Here is a 17,363-nt window from a genome sequence, read left to right on the forward strand (position 1 = left end):
TACGTTTCGTCCCTTGATGCCCAACATACCCGAATACACGCCGCAAAGGGGGCGGAATGCCGTCCGATCTCTCCGTACGCAATGTTTCCGCCTATGATGGTTCGCATGAATCTTCCCGAGCGCATTCCCGTGGGCGCACGCATCGTCGTACGCTGCACGATCGGCATCGATGAACGTGACGGCCGCGAGAAATACCGGGATATCGTCGGCCACGTACTCGAATGGGACGGACGGACGCTGACGATGCTGCGAGACGAATCCGCGAACGGCTCCCGTCCCGCCGAAGTGACGACCATCCGATCGCAGACCATCGTACGGCTCAAACCGATACCGGAACGTCCGAAATTCACCGGACGTCCCATGCAATGACATCGTCCCCTACAATGACATCGGGGCGTCCGCCTTCGGCGCCTTGCAGACCAAGGAAAGAGGGACCATGACCGATCCGACCGACATCAAACCGACCGATACCTCCACCATCACCGACCCCACCATCACCGACGTGATCTTCGACTTCTGCGGCGTGCTGTTCGACTGGCAGTGCCGCGACGCGATCGAAGGACGGTTCCCGCAGGACGTGGTGGACCGCATCTGCTCGGACGACGACGAATGCGGGTTCTACCGCTACGAAGACCGGCTCGACGCCGGCGAGGATCTCGACGACGTGCTGGCCGACTACCGAGAGGAGTTCGGCGACGAGCTGGCCGGAATCTTCCGCTACTATCAGGAGCATTACGAGGACGCCCTGCCTCGCCTCATCCCCGGGATGGAACAGCTGCTCCACGATCTGCATGACGCCGGTCTCGGCGTTTGGGGACTGACCAATTGGGGATGGCAGACGTTCCCGACGGCGTTCGCCAAATTCCCGCGGATCAAGGCGCTGCTCGACGGCACGATCGTCTCCGGCATCGAGAAAATGCACAAACCCAACGCCGACATCTACGAACTGGCGATGAGCCGCTTCCATCTGACGCCCGAACGGTCGGTGTTCTTCGACGACACCGCAAAGAACATCACCGGCGCACAACGGGTTGGCCTGCACGCCTTCCAGTTCACCGACGCCGATCAGGCCCGAAAGGATCTCGCATCGCTGGGAGTCACCTTGCAGCATCGTGATGCCGCTGCACGCTGATCCGCGACATGGTGGTGAAGGAATCCGTTAATCCAACACCACGTTGACTTAACTGAGCCACGGTTCTAGGATGCATATCAACGTTCGGAGATGATCCGACACCACGCCCCACAGACACAGCCCACCGGAAGGCGGAGATCATGGTCCAGCGCAGAAACACCCGAACCGAAGCGGCGATCAGAACGGCGTTCATCACCCTGCTCAAGCAGAAGGGGATGAACGCGATGACCGTCAGCGACATCGCCCGGCTCGCGAACATCAACCGCGGCACCTTCTACACCCATTACATGGACAAGTTCGATCTATGTCAGCAGCTGATCGACAACGCCCACGAGGATCTGACCGACATCATCCGCACATCCACCGCCCGATACGGCTCGTCGCCCACGAACAGCGCAATCGAACTGATCCAATACGAAACGATCCTCAAATGCCTGATCTACATCAAGCAGGACTTCGACTTCTTCGACGCGATATCCCGCAGCGGCAACGACATGGCACTGTACAGCAGATGCAAGGATCTCATCGCGGAGATGCTGACCGTGGAATTCGAACGCAGAGCGGCCGGCCATTCGAAGTCAGCGACGGTGATTTCGGTCTACGGCAGGGAGATGGTCGCTTCCGCCACCACATCCGTACTGTGGTTGTGGATGCGTCGCGGGTGCGTTGAACCGCCGGAGACCATCGCACGATTCATCGACACGGCAAGACACCTGCCTCCGGTGGACATGATGGACGCCCGTCTGCTACCGGAACGGACGCCTTCGGCGAACGGCTGAACGATCAACCGCCCGTACAGCCTATCTCAGCGCGATCTATCTCAGCGCGGTCCGCACCTGCACTCGGAACGTGCACGGGGAATCGATCCGGACGATATGCTCGCCGCGTTTAGCGGATTCCAGCAGATCCGACCTCCAATCATGCTCGCTCACCGTGATGAAGCGTTCCTCACGACTCGCACACTCCGCTCCCGTGCCGGTCTTCATGCCATCGACGGCCTTGAACTCACGGTACGGCCGGGCCTTGGCGAAAAAGTCACGGGATTGCGCCAACGCCCGTCGAACGATCTGCGGATCGGCGGAGGACTCCCGTTCCAGAACATCGGCCATGACGGCGAGTCTTGCACTCATATGACGCAGCAGTTCGGCCACATTGGCCGAATCCTCCTCCACCATCGCCCGGGTTCGATCAGGATCGGTGAGCGCCACACGGGTCATGTCACGCCATGATCCGGCCGCAAGCGCCTGCGCGATATTACGCTCGTCGGTATCCGTCAGCTCATTGGCCAGCGCCGTGGCCACCACATGAGGCATATGGGAGATCAGTGCGGCGGCACGATCATGGGTGTCGTCATCCAGCACGATCATGCGGTTGCCCACACCAGCGGAGATCATGTCCATCACCGTGAGCATACGGCCATAATCGGTGGTCTCGTCATAGGTCACGGCCCACAGGGCATCGTCATACAGCGCCGGGTCGGACGCCGCGTATCCGGAAAGCTCGTTGCCGGCCATCGGATGCGCCCCCACGTATCGATCATCAAGCCCCACGGCCTTCACCTCATCACGCACCTGACCCTTCACGCTGCCCACGTCAGTGAGCGTGGTCGAAGGGTCAAGCACCGGCGCAAGACGGTTCAGCACGTCCGGCATCGCACGCAGCGGAGTGCACAGCACCAACACGTCGGGAATCGCGGCGGCGAGATCCTCCACCCGCGGCACGCACTCGATCCCCGCAGCACGAGCTCGTTCATACGGCGCGTCACGATGGTTCCATGCGATGACGGTACGTCCCCTCCCCACCAGACGGCGAGCAAGGGAACCGCCGATCAGCCCCAGTCCGGCGATGGCGATGGTTCCGGCCTGCGGCGGACGCGATACCGTCAAAGGATCGGCACCCGCCTCCAACGAGGCTCGCGACGAACTCGTCAATCCCATAGCAGCTCCTTGTCCATTGTCGCCGCATCCTGCTCATGATCCCGCAGATAGCCTTCGAGCGCACCTTCGGCGATGTCGTCCATATGCACGCCCCCCTCCGGCAGCATCCACGCGCTGACCGGCGGACTGGGACGTTCACGCCTCGGATAGACGGCCAGCGTCTTCATCCAATCGCCATGCTCGATGATTTCGGTCATGGCGGATCTGAAACCCGCCTCCCACGGCGCGGCGTCGATGGTGGCGATGAAACTGTAGGTTCCGGCATTGCCTTTGATGGGCCGGGAAATGAAGCTGGTCATGTTCAATCCCGAATCGCGGAGCAGGTCGAGCAGATTCGCCAGTACACCAGGACCGGTGATCAACGGTATGAATGCCACGATCGACTCGTATTCCCGCACTCCCCCGGCCTTCAGAGACGACAGTCGGCTCCTCACCTGCGTTCGCGGCGCCAGCACGAGGAATTCGGTGTGACCGCCGTCGTAGTCCTGCACGCCGCGGCGCATGGTCCGCAATCCGTAGAGACTCCCGCAGATGCGGGGACCATAGGCGACTTCGTTGGGAAGGATGTCACGGCACGCCGCGGCGTTCGATGCCGCAGGCTGCGGGGTCAGACCATGTTCGACGGTGAACGCCGTGCATTGCGCCAGCCCATGCGGATGGGCCCGGACCGTGGTGAGCTCACCGTGGTCGGGGCGGACGAACGCATCGAAGACGATGTCCACGCCCACCCGGGCGAATCCCGCGATGTCACGGGCGTCGATCAGCGCATCGAGATTGGGAACCACATAGCCTTCCACGTTGTTCTCCCAGGCCACGACGCCCCATCCCCGCCCTTCGCGCACCGCTTCGAAAATGGCGGTGACGTTCGGCTCGGCGACAAGTTCGACATCGCCTTCGAGCAAGTCGGCGGCCAGCACGGCCGCCTGGTGGGTGAACGATCCCCGAGGACCGAGATAATGCAGCGTCGTGGTCATCGTGCGCTTCCTCCGACTCCGCGGACCGTATGGGACTCATCACCGCGCCTGTCATCGTCAGACGATCGTGGAGGCACGACGAACATACGGTCGGGCAGCATGACGAGCACCACCTGCACGGCCACCATGCCCAGCAGCCAGATGATGCCGGATTTCTGCATGACGAACGAGTAGGCGTCGCTGGTGTATCCGAAGATGATCATCGCCCGCGAGGTGGTGGCCGTTTCGGTGAGCAGCCAAGTCACCATGCCGGAGGAGACCAGATGGAGTCCAAGTCCCACGCTGCCGCTGCGGGCGCGGGCCGACCATGCCGAGATACCGACCAGCAGCAGTGCCAGCACCAGCCCGTAGGGAATGTTCTGCGGCACCCCCATGCGGTAGGCGCATGATCCCACGAACCCTACGATCGCACCGGAAACCAGACCGACCAGCATGCGGGCCCATCCGGGCAGACGGAAGCTCCAAGGCATAAGCCGGGAGACGTCTTCGGATTGCCGTCGTGGATGTTGTCGCGCCATTCGCTGAGTCATATTCCGCCGAGTCATGTTGTTCAGTATGCCGCGACGAGGAGACCGCAGGGGTTTCGCGTTCGTTTTTCGATATCCCCTCATCCGACCGGCTGTGCCGGCCACCTTCCCCCGAGGGGGAAGGCTCAAAGCCGGTGGGAATTCCTGCCTGTGCGCCGTTGCCGGCCCCTCATCCGACCGGCTGCGCCGGCCTTCCCCCGAGGGGGAAGGCTCAAAGGACGCCGATCAGGCGTTCTTATTCTGACGACGCTGCTTCGCGCGCCACTTGTACCAATCCTCGCGCTTGAGGATGATCTTGCGCACGCGAATGGCTTCGGGGGTCACCTCCACGCACTCGTCCTCGTTGGCGAAGTCCAGCGACTCCTCAAGGCTCATCTTGATCGGCGGGGTGAGGGTTTCCAGCACGTCGGCGGTGGAGGAGCGCATGTTGGTCATGTGCTTGGCCAGCGTGATGTTCACGTCGAGTTCGTCGGGCTTGTTGGCCACGCCCACGACCTGACCCTCATACACCGGGGACTGCGGTTCGACGAAGAAGTTGCCTCGCGCCTGCAGACGCTGCATGGCGTACGGAGTCGCCACACCCTGGCGGTCGGAAACCATCGATCCGTTCTGTCGAATGGTGATCTCACCGGCCCACGGAGCGTATCCGGCGGAGATCGAGGAGGCGATGCCGGTGCCGCGGGTGGCGGAGAGCAGTGCGGTGCGGAAACCGATCAGACCACGGGAGGGCACGGTGAACTGCAGACGGACCCAGCCGGAACCGTGGTTGGTCATGTTGTCCATACGGCCCTTGCGATCGGCCAGAAGCTGGGTGACGGTGCCCATGTACTCCTCGGGCACGTCGATGGTGGTGTTCTCCATCGGCTCGTTGATCTTGCCGTCGATGGTCTTGGTCACCACCTGCGGACGACCGACGGTGAGCTCGTAGCCTTCACGACGCATCTGCTCGGCGAGCACGGCCAGCGCCAGTTCGCCACGGCCCTGGACCTCCCAGGCGTCGGGGCGATCGGTGGGCAGCACCTTGATCGACACGTTGCCGATGAGCTCGCGGTCGAGACGGTCCTTGATCATGCGGGCGGTGAGCTTGTGATCCTTGCCCTCAGTGCCGGCCAGCGGCGAGTCGTTGATGCCGAAGGTCATGGAGATGGCCGGATCGTCCACATGGATGAGCGGCAGCGGCTTGGGGTCGTTGGGGTCGACGATGGTCTCACCGATCATGATGTCGTTCACGCCGGCCACCGCCACGATGTCCCCGGGGCCCGCGGACTCGACGGGGGTGCGCTCCAGACCCTGCGTGCGCAGCAGTTCGGAGACGCGGAAGTTCTCAAGGGATCCGTCGACGCGGGACAGGCCGTAGGTCTTGCCCTTCTCCAGCGTGCCGTTGTAGATGCGGACGAGGCCGAGTCGTCCGAGGAAGTCGGAGGAATCGATGTTGGCCACATGCGCCTGCAGCGGAGCGCCCTCCTCGTACTCGGGGGCGGGGATGTTGGAGATGATCGCCTCGAACAGCGGTTCGAGATCCTCGTTGTCGGGCAGACCGCCGTCGGCGGGCTGGTTGGTGGAGGCGTAACCGGCCTTGGCGGCGCAGTAGATCACCGGCATGTCGAGCAGCTGGTCGAGATCGAGATCGATGCCTTCATGCTGCACGTCGTCGGCCAGACCGAGCAGCAGGTCGGAGGTCTCACCCACGACCTCTTCGATGCGGGCGTCCGGACGGTCCACCTTGTTTACGCACAGGATCACGGGCAGCTTGGCCTCAAGCGCCTTGCGCAGCACGAAACGGGTCTGGGGCAGCGGGCCCTCGGATGCGTCGACGAGCAGCACCACGCCGTCGACCATAGAGATGCCGCGCTCCACCTCGCCACCGAAATCAGCGTGGCCGGGGGTGTCGATGATGTTGAGCGTGATGCCTTCCGGATGACCGTACTTCGCGGCCAGCGGGCCGGTGTATTCCACGGCGGTGTTCTTGGCGAGAATGGTGATGCCCTTCTCGCGCTCCAGATCGTTGGAATCCATCACACGATCCGGAACCTCCTCGCGCTCGTTGAAGACATGGGACTGCTGGAGCATAGCGTTCACCAGCGTGGTCTTGCCGTGATCGACGTGTGCCACGATTGCCACATTACGAATATCACCACGAACCGCCATCGAAACCTCTCTTTACCTTAATTCTTGGCTGTCTTGCGGATTGGCCTTGTTGATCGATTACTTGTCGCTTACACACAAACCGAAGCAATATTAGCGACATGGGTTGACGGATCGAACGGGTCAGACGTCCGGCGCCGAGCCGGTCACGTCGTCCGCCGATTCGGGCAGGAACGGCGCCAGGGACGGCAGCTGATCGAGATCATCCAATCCCATGTATTCCAAGAACAGATCCGACGTGATCAACAGGGCAGCACCGGTTTCCTCGTCCTCCCCGCGTTCGCAGACCAGTCCTCGCAGCAGCAGCGAGCGCACCACGCCATCCGAGTTCACGCCCCGGATCGCCGTCAGACGAGAGCGGGTCACCGGCTGCTGGTAGGCGACGATCGCCAGCGTTTCCAACGCCGCCTGGGAGAGCCGTGCCGACTGCCCGTCAGCCGTGAACGCGCGAACCACGGGGTCGAACACCGCCCGACTGGCGAACCGCCATCCGCGTACGGTCCGACGCAGTTCGAACCCTCGTGGAGCACGGACGGGACATGCCGAGGCTGCGCCGTCATCATCGCCGTCATAATCCGCCTGCAGCGACTCCAGCGCATGCATGACCCGGTCGGATTCCACACCGAGCATGCGCGCGAGATCCTGCGCCTGCAACGGCCGGTCGGCCGCGATCAGCACCGCTTCCAGGCAGGCCGCCAGTCCGCCGGGAAAATCGTCGACGTCGAAATCAGCCATCCATCATCCCCCTACTCATCGGTTATTCGGCGGCGAGGATCGACACGATGTCGTCATCCGCCGGCCAGCCGGCGTCGTCCACGACCCATCGCACATGCAGCACGGCATATGGGCCATCCTGCCGGAACTGCACTGAACCTTGCCGGAAAAACGCCAGCAGGGCAAGGAACCTCGCCACCGTTTCGGCCACCGACGCGTCCTGCGTCAGCTCATCGAAGGTTGTCGAACCTCCCGACAGCGATCGCAGGCGATCACGCACCACGGTGGCCTGAGCCCGCAGATCGACCAGCGGCACATGCAGCTGCCCAACCGAGACCTCGTCTGCCGGAGCGTTCGCGATGACCCGCGCCGCGATCCGGGCCAGTCCTGCCGCATCCACGGTACGAACCAGTTCCGCGGGCGCGGATGCGGGCGCGGCATCCACCGTTCCGGGATGCGCGTGCCATCCGGCATTGGTCTCGATCAGCGCTCGGAAATCCGCGGCCGCACGTTTGAACGCCCGATACTGCAGCAGGCGGGCGAACAGCAGATCCCGTTCTCGCAGCGCCTCCATGCTCCGTTCGTCACGCTCCGCGTCATCCGTGTCCGGCAGCAGCGCCACGCTCTTCGCCTCCACAAGAATCGAGGCCACATCGATGAACGAGCTGGCCTCATCCATGTCCCGGGAAAGATCCATGCCGCCGATATAGTCGAGGAACTCGCCGGTGATCTGCGCGAGAGACACCTCGGTGAGCTCCAGGCGACGATTGGCCAGCAGTCCAAGCAGCACATCGAACGGGCCGGAATACCCTTCCACGTTCACCTAGAATCCACCGGCATCCTGATCCGCCCGCGAAGCGTCGAGCGGATCAGGCTGGTCGACGCCGGCCATCGACGCGGCTACGCGATCACCCCTCGGGCCACCAGTTCGCGCGCCACCTCGCGGTACTCCTTCGCGGTCTTGTGCTGCGGCGCGTACATCGTGATCGGCGCGGCCGCGATCGTGGCGTCGGGCAGCTTGATCGATCTGGTGATCACGGTGTGGAACACCTTCTCCTGGAACGCTTCGTAGATGCGGTCCATGACCTCTTCGGAGTGCAGCGTGCGCGTGTACATCGTCACCAGCACGCCGTACACCTCCAAGGACGGATTGATGCGGGTCTTGACCTTTTCGATCGACTGCATGAGCAGCGCCACGCCTCGCAGGGCGAAGAACTCGGCGGCCACCGGAATGACCACCCCGTCCGCCGCGGTCAGCGCGTTCACCGTGAGCAGTCCGAGCGACGGCTGGCAGTCGATGATGATGATGTCGTATTCGTCCCTCAGCGGCCGCAGCACGCCGGCCAGCACCTGTTCGCGTCCCACTTCGGTGACCAGCTGCACCTCCGCCGCGGAAAGATCGATGTTCGCGGGAATGATGTCGAGCCCGGGGAACCGGGTGTGCTGGATCACCACATGCGGATCCATCGCCGGGGAGAACAGGGCCGTGTAGATCGTCTCGTCCACCGCGTTCGCGTTGATGCCCAATCCCACCGAAGCCGCGCCCTGCGGATCGAAATCCACGATCAGCACCTTGCGACCGTAGTTGCACAAGGCTCCGGCTATATTGATCGACGAGGTGGTTTTGCCGACCCCGCCTTTCTGGTTGCACATCGCCACGATACGGGCCGGCCCGTGCCGGTCAAGGTTTTCGGGCGCCGGAAATGTCTCATACTCGCGCCCCAGCAGATCAGTAGGCATATCACACAGAGTAACCAGAATGCGTGACTTGCCGGCGGCATGACATTCGCGTTTTCACGCGGAAAGCCCCGTCACCGGGCGCGCGGATGGCTCAGCAGGTACGTTTCCATCAGCGTCTGCGGACTGACATGCGTGTAGATCTGCGTGGTGGTGACGGAGGCGTGGCCAAGCAGCTCCTGCACGGTACGCACGTCGGCCCCGCCCTGGATCAGATGCGTGGCGAACGAGTGCCTCAGCGTATGCGGGTGCAGCGGGCGGGTGATGCCGGCACGATCCCCGGCGGTTTTCACCACCTCCCATACCGACTGTCGCGAAAGCCGACGTCCCCGTTTGTTCAGGAAGATGGCCCTCATCTCCGGATTGCCCCGGGCCCGTTCCATCAGTTCCGTACGGGCATCGTCCAGATAATCGTGCATCGCCGCGCAAGCGTATGATCCCAGCGGCACGAGTCTCTGCTTCGATCCCTTGCCGGTGAGCCTCACGACGTGCGCATCGAGATCGATGTCGGAAAGATCGGCCCCCACAGCCTCGGACACGCGGCATCCCGTGGCATACATGAACTCCAGCAGAGCCTTGTCCCTCAGCACCACAGCATCATGGGAGCCTCCCATCGCCGCGGCCTCAAGCAGCGACGCCACCTCGTCGATGGTGAGCACGTCGGGCAGTTTCCGTGAGCCTTTGGGGGCCTTGACGCTTTCCGAAACGTCGGTGGCAACGCGCCCCTCCCCCACGGCGAACCGGTGGAGCTCATGCACCGCGGCAAGACGTCGAGCCCGGCTTTTCGCGGATTCGCCGTCCAGCGATGCCATGAAGCCTTCCACGTCCCCTCTGGTCACTTCGCCGATGTCTCGGCGACCATGCCGCCGCAGCCAGTCGGCGTAACGGCGCAGATCGGATTCGTAGGCACGCACGGTGGCTTCGGCGAGCCCCCGCTCCACGTCGATGTGGCCGAGGAACCGTTCGATCAGACCGTTGAATCCGTTCATGTCGCCCATAGCCCCCTGCCGCCCATCCGCTGTGTTCCCATCGATGTCGTTCCTCATCGACCATATGACCATATGGAAAAGCCCCGCACGAATGCGGGGCTTCATCGTCTCAGTCACTCAGGACAGCAACGTTCGCAGCGTTTCGTTCACGCGGCCTTCGGAGCGTTGACGTCCTCGGGCAGAGCGGCCTTGGCGGCTTCCACGATGGTCTTGAAGGTGTCCGGATCGGAAACGGCGATCTCGGCCAGAGCGCGACGATCCAGTTCGATGCCGGCGAGGTGCAGGCCCTGGATGAAGCGGTTGTAGGTGATGCCTTCAGCGCGGACTGCGGCGTTGATGCGCTGGATCCACAGCTTGCGGAAGTCGCCCTTGCGAGCCTTGCGGTCGCGGAAGTTGTAGTTGAAGGAGTGCAGCAGCTGTTCCTTGGCCTTGCGGTACAGGCGGGAACGCTGGCCACGGTAGCCCGAAGCCCTTTCGAGAACGACGCGACGCTTCTTCTTGGCGTTGACTGCGCGCTTCACACGTGCCATTTGTTATTCCTCAGCTTTCCTAATGAGTCTTCTGTTGCGTAACGCCGAATCAGGCGGTGAGCATCTTCTTCAGCTTCTTGGCCTGCGGCTTGGCGAGCACGCCATCGGCCTTCAGAGCGCGACGCTGGCGAGCGGACTTGTGCTCCAGGTTGTGGCGCATGGCGCTACCGGCGTGCACCAGCTTGCCCGTGCCAGAAACCTTGACACGCTTGGACAGAGCGGAGTTATTTTTCATCTTCGGCATTGCTGCCCTCCTTATGATGAGTGGTCTTCTTCGCGGAAGTCTTTTCGGCGGCATGGGACTCGGCAATCGCCTTGAGATCGGCGGCTGCCTCCTCGACGGCGGCGTTCTGCGCATCCTTCTTCGCGGCGAGGCGCGCGGCCTGACGGGCCTGACGCTCGGCACGTGCGGAAGCACCGCGACGACGCTGCTCGGACTGGGTGTGCACCTTCTTGCCCTTCGGCGCCAGCACCATGATGATGTTGCGGCCATCCTGACGCGGCTGGGATTCGATGGTGCCCAGCTCGGACACCTCGTCGGCCAGTCGACGCAGCAGCTCGACGCCACCGATCGGACGGGACTGCTCACGACCGCGCAGCATGATGGTGACCTTCACCTTGTCGCCACCGGAGAGGAATCGCTCCACATGCCCCTTCTTGACGTCAAAATCATGATCGTCGATCTTGAGACGGAAGCGGATCTCCTTGATCTCGGCGGTGCTCTGGTTCCGGCGAGCCTCACGAGCCTTGATCTTCTCGTTGTACTTGAACTTGCCGTAGTCAATGAGCTTGGCCACGGGGGGCTTGGCGTTCGGTGCGACCTCGACGAGATCGAGGTTCGCCTCGCGTGCCAGATTCAGCGCGACAGAGGTTGCGATGACCCCGACCTGCTCGCCCTTCGGGCCGATCAGGCGTACTTGGGATACGCGAATCTCTTCGTTGATACGTGGTTCGGCGCTAATGATGACTCCATTCCCTACTGCCAGGCGAAATTCCATCTGCGTCCGAAACATACAGCATCATGCCATCCATTCATCCGCATTCGCGAAACGAACGGTTGCGCACGTCAACCACCGAAATTCGAAGTATCATCGAAACTCGATCATGGTGTACGAGGTATTCCCCGCGCCGAATGACATTGCGAAGCATTCGGCAAGGCTGTAGGCCTTGGACCCGAAGCCATAACAGGCTTCCAGGTGGGATTTCTCCACTTTCTTGATTACTCAAGCCATGAAGATAATACCACAGTTCGCCGATTACGCAACCGGCGTGGCGCATTCCATGGCGCGACCGGCGTGGCGGGGCAAGCTGCGCCTCTCGTTGCGCACTCCGCCGCGAACACCTCGACAGACAACGCGGCGAGCACCTCGGCAGGCAGCTCACCGCGAGGTCACACCCAAGGCCCTCACTGCACCGACTTCATCAGCCCGCCAATCCCCTGCTCCTTGAGGATCTGCCGGTACGGTCCGGCCTCCTCGGCGATGAGCTGATCGATGGCCTTCATGCCGAGCACCTCGACGGGCGCCTTGTCGTCGGTGAGAATGAGATCGCTGCCGGCGGCCGGCTCCGGCACCTGTCTGAACCGGTGGGCCACGTCGGTCATGAACATGGCCAGATCGGTGTCGTGCGTGTTGATCACGGTCATGGCACGCAACGCCGCCGCCTTGGAGTCCTTGGAGAGGGAGCTCGTGCCGCGGAACGCCTTGTCGTCACCGATGGTCTTGGCGAACAGTTCTCGGTTGGTGGTCCCCGGCACGTCGGCGGTGATGACGTTGCCCTCCTTGAACACGGAGGCTATGGTGGCCTGCAATGCCTCGTTGATGGAGCCTTCGCCGTCGGAGATCATGTTCATGTTGACCACCATCACGCCGCCGGGATTGAGATGCTTCTTGACCATCGTGAAGAATTCGGTGGAGCTCATCTGGAACGGAATGGTGATGTCCTGATACGCATCGACCATGATCACATCGTAGGTGTCCCGGCTGGCGGCGAGCCATGCGCGCCCGTCGTAGGTGCTGACGGGAATGTCGTTCGGCTCGTCGAAGTACCGGCCGGCCAGATCGGTGATCTTCCGGTCGATCTCCACGCCCTGGATGCGCATGTTCGGATAGTAGCGTCTGAGTTGCCTGGCGTAGGTGCCGGTGCCCATGCCGAGGATCAGCGCCGAATCGGCGTTGTCGGCGAGCGACGGCGCAGCGAGCGCGGTGTCGTAGTACATGCCGGTGAGCCCGTCCGTTTTCATGGTCACCGACTGCACGCCGAAGAGCACGTTGGTGGAGAGGATCGTGCGGTCGGAAAGATTCTTCACCTGCAGATAGTTGTAGATGGATTCGCCCTCGTAGGCGAGATTGCGCTCCCAGAACGCGAACCCGGTCATCGGGGAGAACAGTCCCGATGCGACGAACACGACGACCGCAGCCACGGATACCGCGCGCATGGCGTGCGAGGAGAGGAAGTAGATCAGCGGCAGGAGCAGCAGCAAGCCGGAGAAGATCAGGAAGGTGACGAAGGTACCGACCGACGGAATGGTGACGAACGTGGGCAGGAACGTGCCGAGGATCGAACCCACGGTATTGCATGCGGAAAGGCGGCCGACCACGGAGGCGTTGTCCTCGAGCGAATCGGTGGCGAATTTGTTGAGTCCCGGGGTGACCGTGCCGAGCAGGAACAGCGGCGGCACGAAGATCAGCATGCAGCTGATGAACGCGGCGATCACCAGGAAGTTCGTGGAGACGGTGACGATGAGCAGTCCGGAGACGAGCAGGATCACGTATTTGCCGACCAGCGGGATCAGCGAGATCCATACGGCGGCGGCGAGGATGCGCAGGTAGAGCCGGTCGGGATCGGGATTGCGGTCGGCCCAACGGCCTCCGAACACCGCGCCGAGCGCTAGGGCGATCATGATGGTGCCGATGATGATGGTCCATACGATCTGCGAGCTGGAGAAGTAGGGGGCGAGCAGCCGCGAGGCTCCGAGCTCGGCCGACATCACGGCCATGCCGGAGAAGAACTCCGTGACGTACAGGAATATCTTCGACCGCAGTATCGGTCGCTCATCCGCCGTCGTCTTACGCATAGTGTCCGCCTTTCCCGTCATGGCCCGTCCGATCATGGCCAGTCCGACCTGACCATTATGCCGCCGTCGCACGATTCCGTCACCCGTTACGCCCTACAATGAGACGTGGATTCCATCAACGACGAAGGAGAGCCATCATGATTGACCATCTGACCATCAAAGTCAAGGACTTCGAGCACGAAACCGCGTTCTACGAGGCCGCGCTCGCACCGCTCGGCTATGCGAAGGGCGACGAATTCCCCGGTGCCGCGCAGTTCGCCTCCACGGACGGCTCCAGCGTATGGGTGGTGCAGACGGACGGTGACGTGACGCCGATGCATGTGGCGTTCAACGGCGACGAGAATGCGATCGCCGCGTTCCATGCGGCCGCGCTGTCCGCCGGAGGCACCGACAACGGAGCCCCCGGCCCACGCCCGAACTACGGACCGACGTATTACGCCGCCTTCGTCCATGACCCCGAGGGCAACAACATCGAGGCCTGCCGACATTAGCGACATTGGCCCGGTCAGGTCCCGACCCCCCATCCGCTACAGCACGCCGAAATGGCGTAGCGCCTTGAGCACGCCGTCGTCGTCCACGGATTCGGTCACGTAGTCGGCGGCGGCCTTCGCCTTGTCTCCCCCGTTGCCCATCGCCACACCGATGCCGGCGTAGGCGAGCATGTCGGCGTCGTTGCCGCCGTCGCCGAACGCCATGGTCTCCTCGCGGCGCAGACCATACAGTTCCATGAACGCCTTGATGCCGGCGGGCTTGCCGCCGTCGGCCGGGATGAAATCGCAGAATGCGGGATGCCACCTCACCGAACGGCATTTCGGCAGCATGGCCACGATCCGCTCCTCCTCAGCCTCGCCGACGAATGCGGAGAACTGGTAGGTGGGATGGTCGAACACCCGGTTCACGTCGTCCACCACCACGGACGGCGCGGTGGCGCCAAGCCCGGCGTACTGCTTCCGGATCACCGGCGTGATCTGGTTGAAATACACGTAGTCCTCCTCGGCGAAGTTCGCGCCGACGTCGGGATGCGCGGCAAGGTAATCGAGGAAGATGCGCAGATCGGTCTTGTCGATGTCATGCTTTTCGAGAAAACCGTGATCGTCGAAACAGTACTGCCCGGTCATGGTCACGTAGCCGTCGAAATCGATGCCGAGCCGCTCGGTGACGATGGTCATCTGCGAAGGGGCGCGACCGGTGGCGATGAACACCCTGATCCCCTTGGCCTTCAACGCTTCGATGGCATCCTCGGTGGATTGCGGCACCTCGTGGGTGGTGAAGCTGGTGAGCGTGCCGTCGATGTCGAAAAACACGGCTTTGATGCTGGATGCCATGGATCTCCTCCGCTGCGATGGTCCTGCCGATACCGCCTTCAGCTTAGCAACGACCGGCGATGCGACGGCGAACCGGAATCCGGGATCACATTCGACGGCCACGGCCTCGCTGATACGCTATGAATGACCGGAGAAGGAGGGTGCATGACCGAACGACAGTGGAGTAGTCTGCCCGCAGCGGTGAAGCGCGTGTGGCTGCTGCGCTCGCTGGGGATGGATCTCGGGGGCATGGCGCTGTGCGCGATCGCGGCCGTGGTCTGCCGGATCGTTGGATGGTGGTCGTTCTGGCATGGGCTGGTATTGGGCGTCATCGTCGCGCTGCTGCTGGCGGAGCTGATCACCCAGCCGTTGCAGACGCGATATTCCTATGCGTTCAACCGATATTCGATCGGCGAACACGATGTGATGCTCAAGAAGGGGTGGCTGCTGCGCACCACGACGACGATCCCCTACAACCGGGTGCAGCATGTGGAGACCAAGCAGGGGCCATTGCTGCGCCGGTTCGGCCTGACCGCCGTGGAGATTCACACCGCGGTGGATGAGCATGAGATCACGGCGTTGGACGATGCGCAGGCCACGTCGATCGTGGAACAGATCAGCGCCCGCGTGCTTGCTTCGAAGGATGACGTGTGATGCGCGGAATGGAGACCGGGACGGTCCATGGACGGTGGATGCGGGTTCATCCGCTGTCGTTGATCATCGACATCACCGAACGCGCCCGCTCGATGATCGGCACGATGGTCTCGCTGCTGGTGCTGATCGCATGGATGCGCCCCTCGAGGCCGGTCGTGTGGGCGATCATCACCTTGGCCGTGACGGTCATGATCGTACGACGGATCACTTTGTGGGCATGTCGTCGGTATCGGCTCGGCGATGACGAGATCACCCTGGTCACCGGAGTGTTCAACACCGTCCGTACCGCCATACCGTACGATCACATCCATACGATCAACATCGGCCAGCCGTTCTTCTTCAAGCCCTTCGGGCTGGTAAGCGTCACGATCGACTCCGGCGGCACCTCGGGCGGCTCGTCCATCTCGCTCATCGCGGTGCCGGCGAATCTGGGCGACGAGCTGGAACGGTTGCGTCTGAAATCGACGGATACGGCAACGGTCGATGCCGAGCCCTCACCGGATCCGGTTCCTACCGTCGAAGGGGAATCCGATTCGAGCCGTGAGGGCGAGCGACTGGTGTTCCACGCCTCGGCGCGAGACACGGTCCTGTTCGCGATCACCGATCTGGGGTTCTTCGCCGCTTTGGCCGTCATCTACGGTTTTGCCCAGAATCTGCGTGATCTGTTGCCTGAGGGCATGGTCGACGCGGCCGAATATGCGGTGTTCCGCTACGCCGCCGGCAGTATCCTGACCGCGGTCATGGTCGTGACCGCCATACTGGCGTCGATGCTCGTCGTCAGCGTCGTCAAATCACTGCTGCAATACCATCGGTTCGAGGTATGGCGCCGAGGCGACGATCTGATCATCGTACGCGGTCTGCTCACCCGCCGTTCCGTCACCATTCCGGTGCACCGCGTGCAGGCCATCACGATCCGGCAATCAGTGCTGAGGCGCGCACTGCATCTCAGCACGGTGCAGGTCGGCCTGACCACGCCCGGCACCGAGGGGGACGGGGACGACGCGGAGACTCGCGGCGGCATTCTGCCCGTCATCGCGGATAAACGACTGCATGCCACACTGCACGATATGCTGCCGGAATGGGATCTGCGAGAATTCCGACCGGGATCGGCGAAGCGAACCGCCCGCGGTCTGGGACGGTATCTGCTGATCATGCCGATCGTCTGGACCATGCTTGCGGGCGCCGTCATGGCCGCAGGGGTTCTGACGGCCGCACGCTTCTATGCGCCGGATCCGAACATGCCGCTGGACGAGGTCACGTTCCCGGCCGGTCATCCGGTATTCGAACCGTACTTTCATGTGCTCTGGCTGCTCTGGCTGCTGGTTATCCCGCTGCTGGCCGGCGGCTATGCCTTCGCGAAACAGTGGCTGAAACTGCGCACCGAAGGCTATGCACTGCTCGATGACGGCCGCATCGTCGTCACCGGCGCAAGAGGCCTCGGATTCGTCACCATGATCACCCGCCGATCGCGCATCCAATGCGTACGACGCCGAACCTACCCGTGGCGCATTGCCGCCGGCGTGGAGTCGTTGGACATGCCGATGTTCGTGATGAACGGCTACTCGTGGCTGCGGTTCACCGTCATCCGCTCCCCTGAGGCCCAGCGGCTGCACGACTGGGCGACCGAGTCGGGCTCTTGATCCA

19 protein-coding genes are annotated in these 17,363 nt (G+C 62.7%); 6 read left to right on the forward strand and 13 right to left on the reverse strand.

Annotated elements, in window-relative coordinates:
- Nucleotides 1–105 precede the first annotated feature (105 nt).
- The 3 genes from Uis1B_RS08570 (at nt 106) to Uis1B_RS08580 (ending at nt 1,911) form a co-directional block, all read left to right on the forward strand.
- On the forward strand, nt 106–369 hold the full coding sequence (locus Uis1B_RS08570) for a DUF6725 family protein (RefSeq protein ID WP_101617504.1): 264 nt from the start codon (nt 106–108) through the stop codon (nt 367–369).
- 67 nt (nt 370–436) lie between these two features.
- Entirely contained in the window at nt 437–1,132 is a 696-nt protein-coding gene (locus Uis1B_RS08575) for an HAD family hydrolase (protein ID WP_423734878.1), read from the forward strand.
- A gap of 140 nt (nt 1,133–1,272) precedes the next feature.
- Nucleotides 1,273–1,911: a TetR/AcrR family transcriptional regulator gene (locus Uis1B_RS08580; protein ID WP_101617408.1), complete on the forward strand. Its 639-nt coding sequence runs from the start codon at nt 1,273–1,275 to the stop codon at nt 1,909–1,911.
- A gap of 36 nt (nt 1,912–1,947) precedes the next feature.
- On the opposite strand, the gene Uis1B_RS08585 is transcribed toward Uis1B_RS08580, so the two are convergent.
- The 12 genes from Uis1B_RS08585 to Uis1B_RS08640 form a co-directional block, all read right to left on the reverse strand.
- Nucleotides 1,948–3,069, reverse strand: coding sequence for a prephenate dehydrogenase (locus Uis1B_RS08585; protein WP_101617410.1), 1,122 nt, complete (start codon nt 3,067–3,069; stop codon nt 1,948–1,950).
- Entirely contained in the window at nt 3,060–4,043 is a 984-nt protein-coding gene (locus Uis1B_RS08590) for a prephenate dehydratase (protein WP_101617412.1), read from the reverse strand. Before Uis1B_RS08590 ends, Uis1B_RS08585 begins: the two co-directional genes overlap by 10 nt.
- Entirely contained in the window at nt 4,040–4,561 is a 522-nt protein-coding gene (locus Uis1B_RS08595; protein ID WP_165782814.1) for an alcohol dehydrogenase, read from the reverse strand. Before Uis1B_RS08595 ends, Uis1B_RS08590 begins: the two co-directional genes overlap by 4 nt.
- A gap of 234 nt (nt 4,562–4,795) precedes the next feature.
- Nucleotides 4,796–6,718: a translational GTPase TypA gene (typA, locus tag Uis1B_RS08600; RefSeq protein ID WP_101617416.1), complete on the reverse strand. Its 1,923-nt coding sequence runs from the start codon at nt 6,716–6,718 to the stop codon at nt 4,796–4,798.
- Nucleotides 6,719–6,838: 120 nt separating this feature from the next.
- Entirely contained in the window at nt 6,839–7,450 is a 612-nt protein-coding gene (scpB, locus tag Uis1B_RS08605) for an SMC-Scp complex subunit ScpB (protein WP_101617418.1), read from the reverse strand.
- Nucleotides 7,451–7,472: 22 nt separating this feature from the next.
- Nucleotides 7,473–8,252 carry a segregation and condensation protein A gene (locus Uis1B_RS08610; RefSeq protein ID WP_243390324.1) on the reverse strand — a complete coding sequence of 260 codons (780 nt, stop codon included), beginning with the start codon at nt 8,250–8,252 and terminating at the stop codon, nt 7,473–7,475.
- A 77-nt stretch (nt 8,253–8,329) separates the two neighbouring features.
- On the reverse strand, nt 8,330–9,169 hold the full coding sequence (locus Uis1B_RS08615) for a ParA family protein (RefSeq protein WP_101617419.1): 840 nt from the start codon (nt 9,167–9,169) through the stop codon (nt 8,330–8,332).
- Nucleotides 9,170–9,240: 71 nt separating this feature from the next.
- Entirely contained in the window at nt 9,241–10,164 is a 924-nt protein-coding gene (gene xerD, locus Uis1B_RS08620) for a site-specific tyrosine recombinase XerD (RefSeq protein ID WP_101617421.1), read from the reverse strand.
- Nucleotides 10,165–10,301: 137 nt separating this feature from the next.
- Nucleotides 10,302–10,685: a 50S ribosomal protein L20 gene (rplT, locus tag Uis1B_RS08625; RefSeq protein ID WP_101617423.1), complete on the reverse strand. Its 384-nt coding sequence runs from the start codon at nt 10,683–10,685 to the stop codon at nt 10,302–10,304.
- 49 nt (nt 10,686–10,734) lie between these two features.
- A complete protein-coding gene (gene rpmI, locus Uis1B_RS08630; RefSeq protein ID WP_101617425.1) occupies nt 10,735–10,929 on the reverse strand; it encodes a 50S ribosomal protein L35 in 195 nt (64 codons plus the stop codon).
- On the reverse strand, nt 10,910–11,683 hold the full coding sequence (gene infC / locus Uis1B_RS08635) for a translation initiation factor IF-3 (protein WP_101617427.1): 774 nt from the start codon (nt 11,681–11,683) through the stop codon (nt 10,910–10,912). The genes rpmI and infC overlap by 20 nt, the downstream gene beginning before the upstream one ends.
- Before the next feature lie 407 nt (nt 11,684–12,090).
- Complete coding sequence (locus tag Uis1B_RS08640; protein WP_165782815.1) at nt 12,091–13,761, reverse strand: spermidine synthase; 1,671 nt, start codon at nt 13,759–13,761, stop codon at nt 12,091–12,093.
- A 137-nt stretch (nt 13,762–13,898) separates the two neighbouring features.
- On the opposite strand from Uis1B_RS08640, the gene Uis1B_RS08645 reads away from it, so the two are divergent.
- Complete coding sequence (locus tag Uis1B_RS08645) at nt 13,899–14,252, forward strand: VOC family protein (RefSeq protein WP_101617429.1); 354 nt, start codon at nt 13,899–13,901, stop codon at nt 14,250–14,252.
- A gap of 36 nt (nt 14,253–14,288) precedes the next feature.
- Here the strand turns inward: Uis1B_RS08645 and Uis1B_RS08650 are convergent, their stop codons facing one another.
- Nucleotides 14,289–15,086, reverse strand: coding sequence for a Cof-type HAD-IIB family hydrolase (locus Uis1B_RS08650; protein WP_101617430.1), 798 nt, complete (start codon nt 15,084–15,086; stop codon nt 14,289–14,291).
- Nucleotides 15,087–15,230: 144 nt separating this feature from the next.
- Here Uis1B_RS08650 and Uis1B_RS08655 point away from each other — a divergent pair, with 144 nt between their 5' ends.
- Both Uis1B_RS08655 and Uis1B_RS08660 read left to right on the forward strand, forming a co-directional pair.
- Nucleotides 15,231–15,719: a PH domain-containing protein gene (locus Uis1B_RS08655; protein WP_165782816.1), complete on the forward strand. Its 489-nt coding sequence runs from the start codon at nt 15,231–15,233 to the stop codon at nt 15,717–15,719.
- Between the two features lie 38 nt (nt 15,720–15,757).
- Nucleotides 15,758–17,359, forward strand: a complete 1,602-nt coding sequence (locus tag Uis1B_RS08660; protein ID WP_165782817.1) for a PH domain-containing protein — start codon at nt 15,758–15,760, stop codon at nt 17,357–17,359.
- The last annotated feature ends 4 nt before the right edge of the window (nt 17,360–17,363 follow it).

Source organism: Bifidobacterium margollesii (assembly GCF_002860355.1).
GTDB lineage: Bacteria > Actinomycetota > Actinomycetes > Actinomycetales > Bifidobacteriaceae > Galliscardovia > Galliscardovia margollesii.

Coding starts and splice junctions, on each gene's coding strand:
- Uis1B_RS08660 (WP_165782817.1), top strand. CDS start 15,758: ATGCGGGTTCATCCGCTGTCGTTGATCATCGACATCACCGAACGCGCC.
- Uis1B_RS08645 (WP_101617429.1), top strand. CDS start 13,899: ATGATTGACCATCTGACCATCAAAGTCAAGGACTTCGAGCACGAAACC.
- rplT (WP_101617423.1), bottom strand. CDS start 10,685: ATGGCACGTGTGAAGCGCGCAGTCAACGCCAAGAAGAAGCGTCGCGTC.
- typA (WP_101617416.1), bottom strand. CDS start 6,718: ATGGCGGTTCGTGGTGATATTCGTAATGTGGCAATCGTGGCACACGTC.
- Uis1B_RS08575 (WP_423734878.1), top strand. CDS start 437: ATGACCGATCCGACCGACATCAAACCGACCGATACCTCCACCATCACC.
- scpB (WP_101617418.1), bottom strand. CDS start 7,450: ATGGCTGATTTCGACGTCGACGATTTTCCCGGCGGACTGGCGGCCTGC.
- Uis1B_RS08590 (WP_101617412.1), bottom strand. CDS start 4,043: ATGACCACGACGCTGCATTATCTCGGTCCTCGGGGATCGTTCACCCAC.
- Uis1B_RS08640 (WP_165782815.1), bottom strand. CDS start 13,761: ATGCGTAAGACGACGGCGGATGAGCGACCGATACTGCGGTCGAAGATA.
- rpmI (WP_101617425.1), bottom strand. CDS start 10,929: ATGCCGAAGATGAAAAATAACTCCGCTCTGTCCAAGCGTGTCAAGGTT.
- Uis1B_RS08655 (WP_165782816.1), top strand. CDS start 15,231: ATGACCGAACGACAGTGGAGTAGTCTGCCCGCAGCGGTGAAGCGCGTG.
- Uis1B_RS08615 (WP_101617419.1), bottom strand. CDS start 9,169: ATGCCTACTGATCTGCTGGGGCGCGAGTATGAGACATTTCCGGCGCCC.
- Uis1B_RS08585 (WP_101617410.1), bottom strand. CDS start 3,069: ATGGGATTGACGAGTTCGTCGCGAGCCTCGTTGGAGGCGGGTGCCGAT.
- Uis1B_RS08650 (WP_101617430.1), bottom strand. CDS start 15,086: ATGGCATCCAGCATCAAAGCCGTGTTTTTCGACATCGACGGCACGCTC.
- infC (WP_101617427.1), bottom strand. CDS start 11,683: ATGGAATTTCGCCTGGCAGTAGGGAATGGAGTCATCATTAGCGCCGAA.
- Uis1B_RS08580 (WP_101617408.1), top strand. CDS start 1,273: ATGGTCCAGCGCAGAAACACCCGAACCGAAGCGGCGATCAGAACGGCG.
- Uis1B_RS08595 (WP_165782814.1), bottom strand. CDS start 4,561: ATGGCGCGACAACATCCACGACGGCAATCCGAAGACGTCTCCCGGCTT.
- xerD (WP_101617421.1), bottom strand. CDS start 10,164: ATGGGCGACATGAACGGATTCAACGGTCTGATCGAACGGTTCCTCGGC.
- Uis1B_RS08570 (WP_101617504.1), top strand. CDS start 106: ATGAATCTTCCCGAGCGCATTCCCGTGGGCGCACGCATCGTCGTACGC.